The organism is Rhizobiaceae bacterium, from assembly GCA_023953835.1.
Taxonomy (GTDB): domain Bacteria; phylum Pseudomonadota; class Alphaproteobacteria; order Rhizobiales; family Rhizobiaceae; genus Mesorhizobium_G.
This window is the reverse complement of record JAMLJB010000002.1, coordinates 334093-351421: the sequence shown is the minus strand read 5'-3', so window position 1 is coordinate 351421 and position 17329 is coordinate 334093. Positions and strand designations below refer to the sequence as shown.

Sequence of the window (17329 nt, the reverse complement as noted above, 5' to 3'; positions counted from 1 at the left end):
GGTGACGCGGCCTGGATCGCGTCAATCCGCCGCCGCGCGGATTTTGGTCAGCAGGTCGGTGGCTCCGAGCTTGGCCGCAAGCTTGTCCTGCACGGCGGTGCCTTTCTCAAGGATCGGCGTCACGTCGATCTCGTTGACGGTCATGCCCGCAGCCTTCAGGGCCTCGATCGCCTTGCGCTCGCGAACCGGGGCGAGCGCCCGCTCGACATCGCTGGCAAACTGGGCCGCCTCCAGCAGCGTCTTGCGGTCATCTTCCGACAGGGCGTTGAAATAGGTCGTGGAGCAGGCGAATACCATGGGGCCGAACAGGTGCCGGGTCAGCGTGTAGTTGCCGGCGACTTCGTAGAACTTGTTCGCCAGCACCATCGCGGCGCTATGCTCAAGACCGTCGAGCACACCCGTTTCCATCGCGGTGTAGATCTCGCCAAACGCCATGGGCGTTGCGTTGGCGCCCATCGCATTGACCGCCTCGACATAGGTGTCGGTGGGAATCGTCCTGATCTTCAACCCCGCCAGGTCGCCGACATTCGACACCGCTTTCTTGCTGGCGACATTGCGGTAGCCCCAGCTGTCCAGCCAGGCCACGACCTCGAAACCGGATTCGCGCAGGCTCGCCTTCAGTTCGTCGCCCACCTCGCCATCGAGGACGCGATCCACATGGCCATAGTCCTTCCACAGGAAGGGGAGGTCCAAGACGCCGATCTTCTGGTTGAAATTGCCCAATATGGCTGTGCCGGAAATTGCGCAATCGGCCCCGGAGCCGAGTTGCATGGCCTCATAGACCTCGCGCTCCTGACCGAGCTGGTTGTTCGGATAGATGGTGACGGAAAAATCGGGTCCGAATTCCCGCATGTAATTCTGGAAGAGCCATGCGCTCGTGTGAAGCTCCGACGCCAGCGAAGCCTGGCTCGAATGTGAGAGCTTCAATTCCACGGCCTGGGCTGAAATGCTCGTGGCCAGAACGGCCGCAACCGTGCAGCTTGTCAATCTCATTGTTTCCTCCCAATGATGCCTTCGGCCATAATAACTCATACAATACCACAAACATTGTCAAGTCGGACGTGGCAAGCTATTTTCCCGGAACCGGTCATTGCCCGGGACAAACCCATTGATTGAAGCGGCGTTTTCGACGCCGCGTGGAAATGCGGGAAACATGAAGCTCGACGCTGCGATTCTGAAACTTCACGTGCGGGTGGCCGACCAGTTGGGGCTGGCCATCGTGCGGGGCGATTTCGCGCCCGGCCAGGCCCTGCCGTCGGAGGTCCAGCTTTGCGAGATGCTGGGCGTCAGCCGCACGGCGATGCGCGAGGCGGTGCGCGGTCTCGTCGCGAAGGGGCTGGTCGATTCGAAGCCGAAGCGCGGCACACAGGTCCGCGATCCGGCGCACTGGAACCACCTCGATCCTGACGTGCTGCGCTGGCGCGTGGACGTCACGGATATCGAGACCTACCTTCGGAAAATGTTCCAGTTGCGCCGCGCCACTGAGCCGGAAGCCTGTGCAATTGCGGCGATTGAGGCGAATTCAGTCGATCATGAGCGGCTTTCGCGCGATTTCCAGGCAATGGTTGACGCCGGCGAGAGCAACGAGGCGTGGGTGGAGGCCGACCTCGCCTTCCACCGCTCGATCTACCTCGCCACCCACAATGAGTTCTTCTGGCCGATCGGCCAGCTCTTCAGCTTCGGCCTGCGCCAGATGTTCGCCATCGCCGCGCAAGGGTCCCACCGCCCGCGCGCGCTGGTGGAGCATCGCGACGTGCTCGACGCCATCCTCGCGCGTAAGCCGGACCTTGCGCGCGCCGCCGCCCTGACATTGCTCGGCAACGCGTCGAGCGACATCGAGCGAATCCGGCACGCAACGTCTGCCGCCGCGCGGAAAATGCCGGTCGCCTGAGCGACTGCGCAGCGCATTCCCAAGGGCCACCAAAGGCGCGGAGCGATTCGCGCGCTGCGATCTCTTGACAGAAACTACACATATAGTAATACAAATAGGAAAAGGCCGGACGACGACCGGGCGCACTGCGCCGGTCGGCCGCGCACCGGCACCAGTTATCGATGGCGGGAGGAGGCGACGCCCGGTCGCTCCGCCGACGATCCAGAACGCCCGGCGAGCGGTCCGGGCGAGGAGAAGGAGGAGGAAATGTCCGTTACGCGTTATTTCAGGCTGATTGCCGCGCTCGGTGTGCTGACCGTGGCGCTGGCGGCCCCCGCATTCGCCCAGAGCAAGGGCCTCGCCGCCTTTTCTCAGGCAGAGATGACCAATGAATGGCGGGTCATGAACACCAAGGAGATGGAGCAGGCGTGGAAGGACGCCGGTTACGATTTCGTGTGGACCAATGCGGAATCCGATCCGGCCAAGCAGCTTGCCGATGTCGAGGACCTGCTCGCCCGCAAGCCGGACGTGCTGATCATCGCGCCGATCGAATATGAGGCGCTGGCGCCGGTTCCGGGCCTTGCCTCGAAGGCGGGCGTGCCGTTGCTGGTGGTTGACCGCAACCTGCCGGGCAAGGCCGGCACGGATGGCTGGATTTCGGTCATCACCACCGATTTCGTGGATTCCGGCAAGCGCGCCGCTCAGGACGTGGTCGCCAAGTTGCAGGCGAGCAAGGGCGCGGCCAAGGGCAACTGGCTGCACATCACCGGCAATGTCGGCGCCTCGCCGGTCATCGACCAGGGCAAGGGCATGGAAGAGGTGTTCGCCTCCAATCCTGACATCAAGCTGCTCTCCAGCTGCGACAGCGGCAATTCGCGCGAGGGTGGCCGCAAATGCATGGAAGACATGTTGCAGGCCTTCCCGAACGGCGTCGACGTGGTGATCGCCGACAATGACGACGCAGCCCTTGGCGCCATCGCGGCCATCAAGGCGGCGGGCCGCACCGAGCTGCTCGGCTGGGTGTGGGGCAAGGACGGCACGGTCGACGGCCTGAACGCCATTCTCGCGGGCGAGATGGTGCAGTCCGTGCAGACGCCGCCCTTCTTCGGAGCGGACTCCGTGAAGGCCTTCGAGGACTACAAGGCTGGCAAGACGGTCGAGCCGCTGGTGTTCGTGCCGAAGGAAACCTTCGACGCCAATTCGCCTGCCAACAAGACCCGCGTCGAGCAGCGCATCGAAGAGCTGAAGAAGCTCGGCGTCGGCTGCTGCTGAAGCCTCCCGGTCCGGACCCGCGCCCACGGCGCGGGTTTCGGGCTTCGACGGCGGGCCTTATAGTGTGCTCGCCGTCCCTCGCATCTGGTTGACCGCGCATGCAGCACCCATCTACCTATACCGCTGGGACTGACAAAGCAGGCTCTGACGCGCGGAAGGCCGGGCCGGCGCTTCTGCATATGCGGGCCATCGTCAAGACCTTTCCCGGCGTGCAGGCGCTGCGCGGCGTCGATTTCGACCTCATGCCCGGCGAAGTGCATTGCCTCATCGGGGAGAACGGCGCGGGCAAGTCCACGCTGATGCGCGTGCTGACCGGCGCGCAGACCCCCGACAGCGGCGAAATCGAGATCGCGGGCGAAATCTTCCCCGGCCTGACGCCTGCGCTCGGCCACCGGCTCGGCATCGGCATGATCTACCAGGAGGCCGACCTCGTGCCCGCGCTGTCGGCAGCCGACAACATCTTTCTCGGCCATGAACGGGTCGAGGCGGGCGCGATCCTGAAGAAGCAGGAGATGCGGAGCGAGGTGGACCACCTGTTCGCGCAACTCAAGCTCGCATTTTCGCCCACCGCCATCGTGCGCGACCTTGCGCCTGCGCAGCGCCAGCTCGTGCAGATCGCCAAGTCGCTGTCGCGCAACATCCGCATCCTCGTGCTGGACGAACCGACGGCGGCGCTCACCGACAATGAGATCGGCCATCTGTTCGCGCTTTTGAAGGAGTTGAAGCGGCGCGGCATCGGCATGGTCTATGTCTCGCACCGGCTGGACGAGATCATGGCGATTGCCGACCGCGTGACGATCCTGCGCGACGGCGGCCATGTCGCGACGCGCCCGATCGCCGAAGTCACCAAGGAAAGCCTCATCGAGGCGATGGTTGGCCGCTCCATCGACGCCGAGGCGCGCGCGGCCTCCTCAAGCACGCCCGACATTGTCCTGTCGGTGCGCGGGCTGACCGTGAACGGCCAGTTCGAGGACATCGGCTTTGATCTCCACCGGGGCGAGGTGCTGGGCCTTGCCGGTCTCGTCGGCGCGGGCCGCAGCGAGGTGCTGGAATGCCTGTTCGGGGTGACGAGGCCGGATGCCGGCAGCATCGCCGTCGAGGGCAGGGCGGTGACGGTGCGCTCGCCCATCGAGGCGATCCGGCTGGGCTTCGGGCTGGTGCCGGAAGAGCGGCGCGAAAGCGGGCTGGTGCTCGGCCGCCCGGTTGCCGAGAACATCACCTTTCCCGTGCTCGACCGGCTGTCGCGCCTGTCGATCCTGGCGCGCGGCAGGATGGCCGCGCTCGCCTCGCAACTCGTCGGGCGGCTTTCGATCCGGACGCCGTCGCTCGGCCAGTTCGTGCGCACGCTTTCGGGCGGCAACCAGCAAAAGGTGGTGATCGGCAAATGGCTGGCGTCGGGCACCCGCATCCTGTTGCTCGACGAACCGACGCGCGGCATCGACGTCAATGCCAAGTTCGAGCTTTACCAGCTTGTGCGCGACCTGACCGCGAAGGGCATGTCAGTCATCATGGCGTCGTCCGAAATGCCGGAGCTGCTGGCGCTCAGCGACCGCATACTGGTGATGTCACAGGGCAGGCTCGCCGCCGAGCTTGACGCGGCGCGCACCGATCAGGTCGAGATCATGCGCTACGCAGTGCAGGGCGCGCGGCGCAGGGCGGACGCGGCATGAGCGCCGGAACCGCCCCTGAGGTCGCCCCGACGGTCCCCATCGCCGCGCATGGCGGCTGGCGCGCATGGCTTGGCCGCAACGACGTGTTCGTCATCCTCGTCGGTTTCGCGCTTTTGGCCTCGCTCTTCATCCCCGCCTTTCCCACGCTCAACAATCTGGGCAATCTCTTCACCCAGTCGGCGCTGCTCGGGCTGCTCGCCATCGCTCAGTTCCTCGTCGTGGTCAGCGGAGGCTTCGACCTGTCCGTCGCGGCGGTCATGGCCTTTTCCTCGCTGGTGTTCGCGCATTTCGTCGGCCTCGGCTTCGTCCCGGCGGCGCTGCTTGCGGTCCTTGCAGGTGGCGCCTGCGGCCTGTTCAACGGCCTCGTCATCACGAAAGGGCGCGTCCAGCCGCTGATCGCCACGCTGGCGATGATGGGCATCGCGCGCGGGCTCGCGCTGTCGATCTCGGAGAAAAGCATACTGGTCAACGACGCGACGGTCGCCGCGCTGCGCGGCTTTTCGGTGGGCATGCTGTCGACGCCGACGCTGGTCTGGTTCGCGGCCCTTGCCGTGGCCGTCGCGTGGCTGCGGCTGACGCGTCAGGCGCTGCATCTCTACGCGGTCGGCGGCAATGAGGTGACGGCGCGTCTGGCCGGCGTTGCGGTGGACCGCATCAAGCTCGGCGTCTACGTCGCCTCCGGCCTGCTCAGCGGCCTGACCGGCGTCGTCATGGTGGTGCGCTCGTCAAGCGGCGTGCCGCTCGGCGGCATGGGCTGGGAGCTCGACACCATCGCGTCCATCGTCATCGGCGGCGTCAACCTGTTCGGTGGCGAGGGGCGACTGATGCGCGCCATGGCGGGCGTGATGATCTACCAGATGATCGCCAACGTCATGAACCTCAGCGGCCTCGACCCCTTCTATCAGGACATCGTCAGGGCGGGCGTCATCGTGGCGGCGGTCGGCCTCAGCATCTTCCGCAACCGCAAGGCGGGCCGCAAGATCTACCGGAGGAGCGCATGACACCTGGCTCGGCGAGCGTGGCGGCAGGCATGGGCTGGCGCAGGGCGCTGGCCGGCAACGCGATCATCCCGGCGCTGCTGGTTTTCATCGCGCTGGCGGGCCTCGCCACGGGCGGTCGCTTCCTCGCACCCTCCAACCTGACGATCATCCTGTTCCAAAGCTCGGTGCTCGGCGTGCTGGCGCTCGGCCAGACGCTGGTCATGCTGGTCGCGGGCATCGACCTGTCGATTGCCGCCGTGGCGATCCTCGCCGCCGTGGTCATGGGCGCGGGCGGCTCGGAGCGGCAGATCATGATGAATTTTTCCGGCATCCTGCCCTATCTCGGCTTTCTGCCGTCGATCCTGATCGCCATCGCAGGGGCAGCGCTCGCCGGCTTCATCAACGGCCTCGTGGTGGTGAAGCTCAGGATACCGGCCTTCATCGCGACCCTTGCCATGTCGCTTGCGCTGACCGGGCTCGCCATGCTGGCGACCGGCGGCTCGCCGGTCCACTACCCGGACGCCTTCTACGAGCGCTTCGGCCAGACGAAGGTGCTCGGCCTGCCGCTGCCGGTCTATGTTTTCCTCGGCCTGTCGCTCGGCCTCGGCCTCTTTTTGTCGCGCAGCAAGTTCAGCGTGCAGCTCTATGCGTCGGGCGGCAATCCGCGCGCGGCGGCCCTGTCCGGCATTCCGGTCGCACGCATCACCATTCTCGCCTATACGGCGAGCGGCCTGCTCGGAGGTATTGCGGGGCTGCTGTTCCTCGCCCGCACCGGTTCGGTCGCGCCGCGGTCGGGCGGAGACCTTTTGCTGGAAACCATCGCGGCGGTGGTCATCGGCGGCGTCAGCCTTGCGGGGGGCAAGGGCACTGTGCTTAATGCCTTCGCGGGCACGCTGCTGCTGGTCGGCCTGTCGAACCTGATGAACATCCTTCTCATCTCGCCGCATCTTCAGGACGCGGTGAGCGGCCTCATCATCGTTGCCGCCATCATGCTCAATACGCGGCTCGATCCTGACTGAAACGGTTGCGCCCCGTGCTTTCGCGCGCCTTGAGTTCGAAGCCGAGATCGATAATGCCTTCCTCGACATTTTCGCCGGCAATGCGGCTCAGCGCCATGCGCACGGCGCGGCGCCCGATCTCATAGCGCGGCGTGCGCACGCTGGTCAGCGACGGATAGGCGACGCGCATCATGTCCAGATCGTTGAAGCCACATATTCCCATCTTCTGCGGCACGGGAATCGCCGAGCGCTGGCATTCGAACAGCACGCCGAGCGCAAGATCGTCATTGTTGCAGAACACCGCGTCGAGGTCCGGCGCCTTGGCCAGCGCGTCGGCCAGCAACTGGCTGCCAAGCGAAACGCTGGACGGCGTCGGCGTCGTGGTCACCAGTTGCGGGTCGAACAGCCCGGCCTCCTCCATCGCCGACCTGTAGCCTGCAAGGCGGCGCTGCGACCTCGGGTCCATGCGCGCGCCGACAAAGCCGACGCGGCGATAGCCCGCATCAAGCAGGTGCGCGGTGGCCGCCCTGCCGCCGTCGAAATGCGAGAACCCGACCAGCATGTCCACGGGGTCGCGCGCATATTCCATGATCTGCACCAGCGGGCAGCCGGCGGTTTCCAGCAGCTTGCGGGTGATGTCCGTCTGGTCGATGCCCGACACGATCAGCGCCGAGGGCCGCTGGCCGAGGAAGGTCCTGACCAGTCGCTCCTCCTCATGCGGCGAATAATGCGTGTTGGCCATCTGGATCTGGAACCTGCTTTCGCCCAGCTCGTCATGGATGCCGCGCACGATGTCGGCAAAGACGATGTTGGTCAGGGAAGGCACCAGAACGCCGATGACGTCGGCGCGCGAGGAGGCCAGCGCGCGCGCATTCGGGTCGGGCATGTAGCCGAGCCGCGCCACGGCGGAATCGATCTGCCCGCGCAGTTCGGCGGACACGAGCGACGGGTCGCGCAGGGCGCGCGACACGGTGGTCGTGGCGACGCCCGCCATCCGCGCCACGTCCGCGATGGTCGGGCGGCCCCCGCCGCGACGGCTCGCCTTGCGCGCGCTGCCCGTTTGCGTCTGGGCGGGGTCCTTCGCCACGTCTGAAACTTTCGTCATGTCCTGAAGCGCAAGGTCTCGACATCGTTGGCGCCCACATACCAGTTTGCGGCGTCGATTTCATCGAAGACAATCGAAATCTCATGCTGCGGCAGGCCGGTCGCCTCCGAGATCGCTTCCGCGATCTTGCGGCTAACCCTCGCCTTCTTGCCCGCAGGGTCGTCCGCGAGCGTTTCGCGCACGATGGTGACGCGCACAAATGGCATCTCAGTTCCTCCCTCAAGGGCCGCAAGCCGCGAAACGCAACTTCGCCCGCATGCCATGTGATGGCTGTGAAATAGTAGCGCTATCACAGCGAAAGGTAAACGGAAAGTCAAGGATAATTCACGCTATATAACAGAAAACAAATGGTTTTTTCTGAAACGGTGCGTTTCCATCGGGCTTTCGAAAGCGTCTTTACAAGCCAAAATGGTAACGCTACCATATGAATGTCGCCGCGTTCTGGGAGGAGACCAAGCGCTGGTCGGTGGCCGCCGGGCAAGCAACGCGCCTTGGTCCGGGAAAGGTCGAAAATCGGTCTGGAAACGCAGGGCCCCAACTGGAGGTCCGCGGCGCTGGGCGCGCGCCAAAAGGGAGGAAATGTCGATGGTTAAAGCACTCGCCGGTGGCATTGTCGCCGCCACGGCTCTTTTCATGCTCAGTTCTGCCGCCTTCGCCGAACCGGAAGTCGTGTCCGGCCCGGCGGCCGAACCGGACTGCTTCGCCCCCTGGGCGGCAGATACGAAATTCTTCAAGTTCCCGAAGAAAGACGGGCCATACCGTATCGCACTGGCCAATGGCTACATCGCCAATACGTGGCGCATCCAGATGATCCAGACGGCCAAGGCCTATGCGGCGCAGCCGGAGGTCGCGGCCAAGCTCAAGGAGTTCAAGGTCGTCTCGACGGGCGAGGACGTTCCGGCGCAGATTTCGGCGATCAACAACTTCATCGATTCCGGCTATGACGCCATCGTCGTCAACGCCCAGAACCCGACCGCCTTCACGCCGGTCATCAAGCGCGCGAAGGAAGCCGGCGTCGTGCTGGTCGCCTTCGACAACATTCTCGACACCGAGGACGCCATCAACGTCAATGTCGACCAGAAGGGGTTGGGCGAGCTTTGGGGCAACTGGCTGGTGGACCATTTGCCGAACGGCGGCAAGGTGCTTGAGGTGCGCGGTGTGGCGGGCACGTCGGTCGACACCGACCGCCACAACGGCATCCATGAAAAGCTCGACGCATCGGGCAAGAAGTTCGAGGTCACCGAAGTCATGGGCAAGTGGGATGACGGCGTGGCCCAGAAGGTCACGGCGGACGCCATCGCCACCAGCGGCCCCTTCGACGGCATCACCGGGCAGGGCGGCGACACGGGCATCGTCCAGGCGATGATAGACGCCAAGCATCCCTTCGTGCCGTTCGGCGGCGAGACGGAAAACGGCTTTCGCAAGTTCTGCGCGAAATATGCGGGCGAGGGCCTGAAATGCACGTCGGCGGGGTCCGGCCCGGCGCAGGTCGCGGTGGCCGTCAAGACGGCGATCGCCGCGCTTGAGGGACAGGTCGTGCCGCAGGAGGTCAAGCTTCCGCTGGCCATCGTCTCCGACCCGGACTTCAAGGAAGGCCAGGATTATTTCCCGAGCGAATCCGACAATTTCTTCGTCGGCAACTCGTTCCCCTCATGCGGCATCAATTTCTCCGCGCAGGAAATCATGGGGCAGACCAAGGAAAACCAGTAGTCCTTCAGGGAAGGCATCGCGTCTTGCGGTGCCTTCCGACTTCGACCTGAAATCCTGGAGAGAGGCATGGAAAGCGCGACGCCGCTCTTTCAGATGGCGGGGATATCGAAACGCTACGGCGGGGTCCGGGCGCTGGCCGATGCGGAGCTTTCCGTCCGCGCCGGCACCATCCACGCCTTGCTCGGCGAAAACGGCGCGGGCAAATCGACGCTCATCAAGATCATGTCGGGCGTCGTTGCGCCCGACGAAGGCCGCATGTTGCTGGACGGAAGGCAGGTCAGCTTTTCCGGCCCGGCGGCGGCCAACGATGCGGGCATTGTCTGCGTGTTCCAGGAACTGTCGCTCATTCCCGACCTCAGCGTCGCCGACAACATCGTGATCTCGAACCCGCCGACCCGCTTCGGCATGATCGACCGCAAAGCGCAGCGGCGGCTGGCCGAGGAGGCGCTGGCGCGCGCTGGCGCTCCCGACATCCATCCGCTGGCGCTGGTGAAGGATCTGCCGCTGTCGCGGCGGCAGATGGTGGAGATCGCCAAGGCGCTGGCTCGCAGGCCGCGCATTCTGGTGCTCGACGAGGCGACGTCCGCGCTGACCGCCTCCGACGTGTCCAAGGTGTTCGAGGTACTGAAGCGGCTGCGCTCGGAAGGGTTGGCGCTGCTCTACATTTCGCACCGCATGAACGAGATCGCCGAGCTTGCCGACGAATGCACGGTGTTCCGCAACGGGCGCAAGGTGGCCAGCTACGTGGCGGGCACAAGGAGCGACCACGAGGTCATCGAAATGATGATCGGGCGTGAATACAGCAATGTCTATCCGCCGAAGCCGGAGCGTGTGCCGGACAGGCCGCCGGTGCTGGAAATCCGCAATCTCGGCTGGACCGACCGTCTGCATGACATTTCCTTCGCGCTGCGACCGGGGGAAATCGTCGGCCTGGGCGGGCTGGACGGGCAAGGGCAGCGCGAACTCCTGCTGGCCCTGTTCGGCGTGCTGCACGGGTTGACGGGCGAGGTGCTGGCCGATGGAAAACCCGTCGACATCCGCAGCCCCGCCGAGGCGCGCAGGCAGGGCATCGGCATGGCGCTCATACCCGAGGACCGCAAGACGGAAGGGCTGCTGCTGCCCATGACGGTGCGCGAAAACCTGTCCTTCGCCTCGCTCGACCGGCTTTGCGGCAGAGCGGGCGTGATCGACACGGCGCGGGAGCGCGACCTGATCGAGCGCATGGTGAAGCTGCTCTCGATCAAGACCGGCAGCCTCGACGCACCGGTCGCCTCGCTGTCGGGCGGCAACCAGCAGAAGGTCGTCATCGCCAAATGGCTGATGCGCGACCCGCGCATCATCCTGCTCAACGACCCGACACGGGGCATCGATGTCGGCACCAAGCAGGAGGTCTACCAGTTGCTGCGCCGCCTCGCGAACGAAGGCGCGGCGATCCTGTTTTATTCGACCGACTATGCCGAACTCATCGGCTGCTGCGACCGGGTGCTTGTGCTCTATGACGGCGGCGTCAAGCGCGAACTCGGCGGCGACGAGATCACCGAACATGCGCTGATCGCGGCTGCGCTCAATGTCGGCTCCGGCGAGCCGCAACGCGGGGAGGCCGCCTGATGAAGGACTGGAACTACCGGCTGGCCGAAGAGCGCGGCACATTGGCGGCGCTGGCGATCTTCCTCGTCATGTTCGCGATCTACACGTCGAACCATCCGGCGGGCCTGTCGGCGAGCGTCGCGCAGACGGCAGCCAACAAGGGCGTGCTGCTGGCCTTCGTGGCCATGGCGCAGACGCTGGTCGTCATCACGGCGGGCATCGACCTGTCCGTCGGCATGATCTTCCTGCTCACCAACTGCATCGCCTCGTGGCTGGTGCTCGGCACGCCGCTCGAAACCGCCTTCGGCGTGGTGGTGGTGCTGGCGGCGGGCGCGGCCTGCGGCGCCCTCAACGGGGCCATCGTCATCTACGGACGGCTCCAGCCGATCGTCGCGACCATCGCCACGGGGGCGATTTTTTTCGGCCTTGCGCTGCTGCTCCGGCCCTTTCCGGGCGGCTCCGTCAACGAGGACCTCGCCGATGCGCTGACGGGCCGCGTGTTCGGCGTGGTGCCCGCCAGCCTGATCGTGCTTGCCGCAACGGTGCTTCTGGTCTGGGTGCCGTTCAGCCGCTCCGTCTATGGCCGCGCCGCCTATGCGGCGGGTTCGTCGGAGGCGGCGGCCTACATGTCGGGCATGCCGATCCGGCGCGGCAAGTTCCTGGCCTACACGCTGGCCGGGCTGGTCGCGGCCATCGGCGGCCTGTTCCTCACCTTCTTCACCTATACGGGCGAAGCGGCCTATGCGAGCGGCAACGCCTACACGCTGTTTTCCATCGCGGCGGTGGTGCTCGGCGGCGTCTCGCTGTTCGGCGGCAAGGGCAGCGCCATCGGCGCCATTTTCGGCGCGCTGGCGTTCCGCACCATCGGCGACCTGCTGTTCGTGTTCGACCTCGATCCGCTCTGGCAGCCGTTGTTCCAGGGATTGATCCTGCTCGCGGCGGTCAGCATCGGGGCGCTTGCCCTTCTCAGGGTGCGCAACAGGCTGGAGTGGTTCCTGTGACACAGGTGACGAGCGCACCCCTGAAGCAACGCCTGCCGGCCTTCATCCGCCGCCTCGACCCCGCCGTGCTGACGGCCTTCGGCTGCATCCTGCTTTTGCTGGTCGTCGGCAGCCTCTATTCCCCGAGTTTCCTGTCGGCGGAATACCTCTTGCAGCAATTGAAGGTGGCCTCCTTCCTCGGCGTCATTGCGACCGGAACCATGCTGGTCATCCTGCTCGGCCAGATCGACCTTTCGGTGCCGTGGACGGTGACGGCGGGAGCGATGATGGCCTGCGCGGCCGCCGCCTACGGCCCGGCGGGCGAGGCGCTGGCGATCCCCTTCGGCATATTGTGCGGCGTGCTGATCGGCCTCGTCAACGGCGTCGGTGTGGCCTATCTGCGCATTCCCTCGATGATCGTCACGCTTGCCACGAACGCAGTCGCGCAAGGCGTCATGGTCGTCTATACGGGCGGCTTCTCGCCACAGGATTCGGCCACCCGGGCCATGCGCTATATTGCAACCGGCTCGTTCATACCGGGCATTCCGAATGCCGTCATCATCTGGGCTGCACTTGGTGCGGCGATGGTGTTCGTGCTCACCCGCACCGGCTTCGGGCGCGTCGTCTACGGCATCGGCAACCGGGAGCGCGCGGCCTACCTGTCGGGCGTCAACACGCGGCGCGTGGTGATGGCCGCCTTCGCCATCGCCGGGGCGCTCTCGGCCTTCGGCGGCGTGCTGCTCGCGGGCTATGCCTCGAAGGCGGCGCAGTCGATGGGCGACGCCTATTTGCTGCCAGCCATCGCCGCCGTGGTGCTGGGCGGCACCTCCATTCTCGGCGGGCGCGGCTCCTATCTCGGCACCGTCGCGGGCGCAATACTCATCACGCTCCTGCAATCCATCCTGTCAGTGATGCAGATGCCGGAGGCCGGTCGCCAGATCATCTACGGTCTGGTGATCGTGCTGATGCTGCTGCTCTACGGGCGCACCCCGGCGGATCGCTGAACCGATGGCCGAGGAACCGCATCCGCTTGCCGTGGTGGTGATGGGCGTCGCCGGGTCGGGCAAGAGCCTGATCGGCAGGGCGCTCGCCGAACGGCTCGGCGCGGCCTTCGTCGAGGGCGACGAGTTCCACACGCCGGGCAACATCGCCCTGATGGCGAGCGGCACGCCGCTGACCGACCAGAACCGGGAAGGCTGGCTCGACCGCATCGGCGGCAGGATCGCCGAGCTTGGCGCAGGCGGGCGGGTGAGCGTCACGGCCTGCTCGGCGCTGAAGCGCGCCTATCGCGACCGGCTGCGGAGCTTCCGCCCGGACATGCTGTTCGTCTATCTCAGCGTGGACCGCGCCACCGCCGAGCGCCGCGTTGCCGAGCGCCGCGACCACTTCATGCCGCCGAGCCTCGTCGAGAGCCAGTTCCTTGCGCTCGATGCGCCGGGCGCGGACGAACGCGCGCTGGAAGCGGATGCGTCAAAGCCGCGCGAGGCGGTGCTCGACGACATCGAATCCTGGCTGTTCGCGAATGCGGAAGGCGCTGCCCTCACGGCTGGCCGATCGGCTGGGCCATTGCGATGATCGCGCTCATGGCCTGCTTGTAGCTCTGGAACTCGGGCGAGTCCTGCCTGACCTCGACCATGGCGGCGACCGGGGCCGATGGCGCCTGTGACGAGGGGGCCGAGGCAAGGCCGCGCGCGCCGCGCATCTTGCGCTCCGCCCAGTCAACCACATAGCCTGCCTCCTTGCCCGCGAGGAACGGGTTCGCCTGGATCACGCCCGCGCCGACGACGTTGACCAGCGCCTCCGTGCGTGCGGCTGAGAGCACGAGGTGCGCGCCTTCCATGCCGAGGAAATGGCACAGATAGAGCCGCCCCGCCGTGATGCCGTGGCCGCGCTGCTTCAGGTAGGCCTCGCCTTCGCGGGCGAGGTTGCGGACCATCTCGCGCGACAGCGTCGGGTCGAAGCGCAGTTCCAGCAGCTCCGCCGTGGTCATGGTGCGCGCAAGGTCGGGGCGGTAGGTGTTCATCATCCTGATCCATGTTTTCGAGATGAACTGGCCGAGGCCGGTCGCGGATGACAGCGGGTTCTTGGCGCGCGCGCTGCCGCCGCTCTCGACATGGATGATCTTGTTGGTGAGGATTTCCACCGCCTCGTCCTCGGCGGCGGTGGTGGTGGCGACGAGAGGCTCGGAGACGGCGGCGACGGCAACCGTGACCGTGCCGAGCGGATCGACGGCCTGCCCGCCCTGATACATCTCGAAATGCAGGTGCGGCCCGGTCGAAAGGCCGGTGGTGCCGACATAGCCGATCACTGTTCCGGCCTTGACGCGGGTGCCCACCGCGTTCTCGATCGCGAAGCGCTGCATATGCGCATAGCGCGTCTCGCGCCCGCCCTCATGCGCGATCCTGACCAGATTGCCGTAGCCGCCGCCATCGCCCTCGAAAACGATCTCGCCATCATAGGCCGCGACGACAGGGGAGCCGACTGGAGCCTTCCAGTCCACGCCCTTGTGCAGGCGCACGACATTGAGGATCGGATGCTTGCGCGGCCCGAAGGTCGAGGTGAGCACGCCGTCCACGGGCACCGTCATGCCGCTCGCCACCGCTGCGGACTGGACCCTGTCGTCGCCGCTCACGCATACGAAATCGCCGTTCGGCTGCGCAAAGACGTAGCACTCTATGTTGCGGTCGGGGCCGCGTATCGCCACGTAGAGCACGCGCCCGCCCGCCGACCGGCTGCGCGCCTCCTGCGAATAGGCCATGACCAGCCGGTCGCCCTCGGCGGCGAACAGGTTGAGGTCGTTGCCGCGCGACAGGTACATGATCGCCTCGCCGATCACCCCGCTCGGCACGTTGTTGCGCGCGGCGGTCGAATAGATGGCGTCGAGCAGGCGGTACTGCCGTTTCTCGCCGCCCCGGTCCGGCATGCCGGAATAGTTGAACAGGTCCTTCGAGACCCAGGGATCGGCGCCCGACGCATATTGCCCGTCGTCGCCGCGCACCAGCGTGCCGATGAAGGTGTCGCGCGCATAGACGGAAAGCTGCATCAGCGCTTCCGGTCCGCCGCGCCGCATGCGGAAGCCGCGCATCGCCACGACAAATCCCGCTTCCAGGCCCTCACGGCCAAAAACCGACTTGAGCGCGGCGTCGGCAAGGCGGGCATCGTCCCTGCCGAAACCCGCCTCCAGCGCCACGCTTTCCAGCGAGCGGGCCGCCAGCACGCGCACGAACCTGTCGCGGGTGCTTTCGAAGCGGTCGGATTCGGGCGTCGTCGTGGCGACGGTCGTGTTGTTCTCGATGGCCGTCTTTTCGAAGCCGGGCAGGGCGGCATCAGGCGCGCCGCCGAGATCGTCCCAGCCCGCATTGTGCTCGTCGCCCGCCGCAGGCGCGGGGGCGGCATCCGTCGGCTCGTCGGTCGGTTGCAGGTCGATGTCGGTGTCGTCAGCGGGGGCGGGGGCGGGGGCCGCCGTGCCGCGCTGCGACTGGAAGAAGGCGAAATCCTCCTGGCTCGACGGAATGGTGGTGATGAATTCCTCGCTCGAACTCAGCATCTCGTCCGACAGCAGCTCGATCTTCGGCGAGACGCCGGAGCCGGAAAGCTGCTCCGGCCGGTCGACCAGCACGGTGCGCGGCGAACCCGACGCGTCCTGCGAGAGCGTGATCCAGATCGGATCGCCGGCGAGGTCGACGATGGCCGGAACATAGACCGCCGCGTCGTCCGGCAGGTCCACCATGTCGTCGGTCATGGCGATTTCCTCGTCGAGATCGCGGTTCATCCAGTAGTCCCACGCGAAATAGGCGGCGGTCGCGAGCATGAGCGACAGCGCGACGCCGAGCGCGGCATAGAACCTGCGCATCCGGGCGCGCCGCCGCCATGCCGCGAAGGATTGCTTCCTCTGCCTGAAGCTGGCGTCGAGCTGGTGCGTCACGGGTCGCTTCCGCTCAGGAAGAAGGTCCAGCGGATCTGGGCCTGCGTGTCGACTTCGTGGAAGGGCGCGGCGATGTGGCCGCGCTGCCAGCAGGCGTCGATGCCCCGGATCGTGAAGCGGCGCTTTTCGACGCACATGGTCGTTCCGCCGTCGAGGATCGCCTGCCCAAACACGTCGGTCGCATAGACATAGACATAGCGCGTGGTGAGTTCCTCGCGCACCGCATCGACGCACTGATTCGCCCCGACGGTCCACCAGCCGTCGGTCTGGAATGCGCCGTCAACCTCCCTGCCGATGGCAAGGTTCACCACGTCGAGGGTGCGGTTGCAGACGGTGAACTCCGCATGCGCGGGCGCACACAGGAAAAATGCCACGAAATGCGCCAGCACAGCCAGCGCGGGCCGAAGCGCGCGCGCCACCTTCAGCTCCATCGGCCCCAGTCGGAACCGGATGCCTCGCCCGCCCCGGCGGCCTCGCCTTCTCCCGCGACGCGCACCACGATGATGGTCACGTTGTCGGTGCCGCCGCGCGCCAGCACCAGCGAAAGCAGCCGGTCGCCCGCCGCCTGAGGCGAGCCGCTGGTGACTGCTTCCTCGATCTCGTCGTCGCGCACATGGGCGGGCAGGCCGTCCGTGCCCAGCACGAATATGTCGCCCGCCAGAAGCTCGCCCTGCCGCGCATCGATGACGATGTCCTCGCTGACGCCCACGGCGCGGGTGATGACGTTCTTGCGCGGCCAGTTGCTCGCCTCGCTTTCGGTGATCACGCCCTGGTCGAGCAGTTCCTGCGCCTCCGTGTGGTCGTGGGAAATCTGCGAGATCGAACCGTCGCGCACGAGGTAGACGCGGCTGTCGCCCAGCCACAGGCAGGCGAACCATCCTTCCATGGCGAGCAGCGCGGCGAAGGTCGAGCCGATTGTCGCCTCGCGCTCCAGCGAAAGGGCGCGTATCTCGTGATGCGCCTTGAGCAGGCGGTCCTCGAAGCGCGCCCGCAGGTCCGGCGGCGAGGTGGCCGCGCCGATGGTCGCAAGATGCGCCACGATGCTGGCCGAGGCCACTTCGCCCGCCTCGTGCCCGCCCATCCCGTCGGCCACGGCCCAGACGCCGTTCGGCGGGTCCATCAGGAAATTGTCCTCATTGCCCTCGCGCACGCACCCCTTGTGCGTGACGCCGTAGCTCTCGAACGGCAGGGCGAACTTGTTCATGTGTGTTGCACCCGTCGAAAATGGCACC

The 17329-nt window shown here is 66.2% G+C and carries 16 protein-coding genes; 10 read left to right on the top strand and 6 right to left on the bottom strand.

Features of this window, described 5'->3' with window-relative positions; all coding sequences use genetic code 11:
• Nucleotides 1–21: 21 nt before the first annotated feature.
• Nucleotides 22–993: a TRAP transporter substrate-binding protein gene (locus M9924_19515; protein MCO5066575.1), complete on the bottom strand. Its 972-nt coding sequence runs from the start codon at nucleotides 991–993 to the stop codon at nucleotides 22–24.
• 160 nt (nucleotides 994–1153) lie between these two features.
• Between M9924_19515 and M9924_19510 the strand changes: the two genes are divergently transcribed.
• From M9924_19510 to M9924_19490, 5 genes are all read left to right on the top strand, one after another.
• Nucleotides 1154–1891: a FadR family transcriptional regulator gene (locus tag M9924_19510; GenBank protein ID MCO5066574.1), complete on the top strand. Its 738-nt coding sequence runs from the start codon at nucleotides 1154–1156 to the stop codon at nucleotides 1889–1891.
• Nucleotides 1892–2137: 246 nt separating this feature from the next.
• Nucleotides 2138–3142, top strand: coding sequence for a substrate-binding domain-containing protein (locus tag M9924_19505; GenBank protein MCO5066573.1), 1005 nt, complete (start codon nucleotides 2138–2140; stop codon nucleotides 3140–3142).
• 179 nt (nucleotides 3143–3321) lie between these two features.
• Nucleotides 3322–4812 (top strand): sugar ABC transporter ATP-binding protein, encoded by a 1491-nt coding sequence (locus M9924_19500; GenBank protein MCO5066572.1) that lies wholly within the window; start codon nucleotides 3322–3324, stop codon nucleotides 4810–4812.
• A complete protein-coding gene (locus M9924_19495) occupies nucleotides 4809–5813 on the top strand; it encodes an ABC transporter permease (GenBank protein MCO5066571.1) in 1005 nt (334 codons plus the stop codon). The genes M9924_19500 and M9924_19495 overlap by 4 nt, the downstream gene beginning before the upstream one ends.
• On the top strand, nucleotides 5810–6811 hold the full coding sequence (locus M9924_19490) for an ABC transporter permease (GenBank protein ID MCO5066570.1): 1002 nt from the start codon (nucleotides 5810–5812) through the stop codon (nucleotides 6809–6811). The genes M9924_19495 and M9924_19490 overlap by 4 nt, the downstream gene beginning before the upstream one ends.
• Here the strand turns inward: M9924_19490 and M9924_19485 are convergent.
• Both M9924_19485 and M9924_19480 read right to left on the bottom strand, forming a co-directional pair.
• Entirely contained in the window at nucleotides 6786–7784 is a 999-nt protein-coding gene (locus M9924_19485) for a LacI family DNA-binding transcriptional regulator (GenBank protein ID MCO5066569.1), read from the bottom strand. The genes M9924_19490 and M9924_19485 overlap by 26 nt on opposite strands.
• 107 nt (nucleotides 7785–7891) lie before the next feature.
• Nucleotides 7892–8101 (bottom strand): tautomerase family protein, encoded by a 210-nt coding sequence (locus M9924_19480; protein ID MCO5066568.1) that lies wholly within the window; start codon nucleotides 8099–8101, stop codon nucleotides 7892–7894.
• Between the two features lie 379 nt (nucleotides 8102–8480).
• Between M9924_19480 and M9924_19475 the strand changes: the two genes are divergently transcribed.
• The 5 genes from M9924_19475 (at nucleotide 8481) to M9924_19455 (ending at nucleotide 13747) form a co-directional block, all read left to right on the top strand.
• Complete coding sequence (locus tag M9924_19475) at nucleotides 8481–9605, top strand: sugar ABC transporter substrate-binding protein (protein ID MCO5066567.1); 1125 nt, start codon at nucleotides 8481–8483, stop codon at nucleotides 9603–9605.
• Nucleotides 9606–9671: 66 nt separating this feature from the next.
• On the top strand, nucleotides 9672–11213 hold the full coding sequence (locus M9924_19470) for a sugar ABC transporter ATP-binding protein (GenBank protein ID MCO5066566.1): 1542 nt from the start codon (nucleotides 9672–9674) through the stop codon (nucleotides 11211–11213).
• On the top strand, nucleotides 11213–12193 hold the full coding sequence (locus M9924_19465) for an ABC transporter permease (GenBank protein MCO5066565.1): 981 nt from the start codon (nucleotides 11213–11215) through the stop codon (nucleotides 12191–12193). Before M9924_19470 ends, M9924_19465 begins: the two co-directional genes overlap by 1 nt.
• Nucleotides 12190–13176, top strand: a complete 987-nt coding sequence (locus tag M9924_19460) for an ABC transporter permease (GenBank protein ID MCO5066564.1) — start codon at nucleotides 12190–12192, stop codon at nucleotides 13174–13176. The genes M9924_19465 and M9924_19460 overlap by 4 nt, the downstream gene beginning before the upstream one ends.
• Before the next feature lie 4 nt (nucleotides 13177–13180).
• Nucleotides 13181–13747 (top strand): gluconokinase, encoded by a 567-nt coding sequence (locus M9924_19455; protein ID MCO5066563.1) that lies wholly within the window; start codon nucleotides 13181–13183, stop codon nucleotides 13745–13747.
• On the opposite strand, the gene M9924_19450 is transcribed toward M9924_19455, so the two are convergent.
• Genes M9924_19450 through M9924_19440 form a run of 3 tightly spaced genes read right to left on the bottom strand, consistent with a single transcriptional unit; the run spans nucleotide 13713 to nucleotide 17301 of the window.
• Nucleotides 13713–16097, bottom strand: a complete 2385-nt coding sequence (locus tag M9924_19450; protein MCO5066562.1) for a M23 family metallopeptidase — start codon at nucleotides 16095–16097, stop codon at nucleotides 13713–13715. The genes M9924_19455 and M9924_19450 overlap by 35 nt on opposite strands.
• Nucleotides 16094–16486 carry a DUF1036 domain-containing protein gene (locus tag M9924_19445; protein ID MCO5066561.1) on the bottom strand — a complete coding sequence of 131 codons (393 nt, stop codon included), beginning with the start codon at nucleotides 16484–16486 and terminating at the stop codon, nucleotides 16094–16096. The genes M9924_19450 and M9924_19445 overlap by 4 nt, the downstream gene beginning before the upstream one ends.
• A gap of 32 nt (nucleotides 16487–16518) precedes the next feature.
• Entirely contained in the window at nucleotides 16519–17301 is a 783-nt protein-coding gene (locus M9924_19440; protein MCO5066560.1) for a protein phosphatase 2C domain-containing protein, read from the bottom strand.
• Nucleotides 17302–17329 lie beyond the last annotated feature (28 nt).

Coding starts and splice junctions, on each gene's coding strand:
- M9924_19440 (MCO5066560.1), bottom strand. CDS start 17,301: ATGAACAAGTTCGCCCTGCCGTTCGAGAGCTACGGCGTCACGCACAAG.
- M9924_19475 (MCO5066567.1), top strand. CDS start 8,481: ATGGTTAAAGCACTCGCCGGTGGCATTGTCGCCGCCACGGCTCTTTTC.
- M9924_19485 (MCO5066569.1), bottom strand. CDS start 7,784: ATGGCGGGCGTCGCCACGACCACCGTGTCGCGCGCCCTGCGCGACCCG.
- M9924_19470 (MCO5066566.1), top strand. CDS start 9,672: ATGGAAAGCGCGACGCCGCTCTTTCAGATGGCGGGGATATCGAAACGC.
- M9924_19480 (MCO5066568.1), bottom strand. CDS start 8,101: ATGCCATTTGTGCGCGTCACCATCGTGCGCGAAACGCTCGCGGACGAC.
- M9924_19465 (MCO5066565.1), top strand. CDS start 11,213: ATGAAGGACTGGAACTACCGGCTGGCCGAAGAGCGCGGCACATTGGCG.
- M9924_19500 (MCO5066572.1), top strand. CDS start 3,322: ATGCGGGCCATCGTCAAGACCTTTCCCGGCGTGCAGGCGCTGCGCGGC.
- M9924_19455 (MCO5066563.1), top strand. CDS start 13,181: ATGGCCGAGGAACCGCATCCGCTTGCCGTGGTGGTGATGGGCGTCGCC.
- M9924_19490 (MCO5066570.1), top strand. CDS start 5,810: ATGACACCTGGCTCGGCGAGCGTGGCGGCAGGCATGGGCTGGCGCAGG.
- M9924_19505 (MCO5066573.1), top strand. CDS start 2,138: ATGTCCGTTACGCGTTATTTCAGGCTGATTGCCGCGCTCGGTGTGCTG.
- M9924_19515 (MCO5066575.1), bottom strand. CDS start 993: ATGAGATTGACAAGCTGCACGGTTGCGGCCGTTCTGGCCACGAGCATT.
- M9924_19495 (MCO5066571.1), top strand. CDS start 4,809: ATGAGCGCCGGAACCGCCCCTGAGGTCGCCCCGACGGTCCCCATCGCC.
- M9924_19510 (MCO5066574.1), top strand. CDS start 1,154: ATGAAGCTCGACGCTGCGATTCTGAAACTTCACGTGCGGGTGGCCGAC.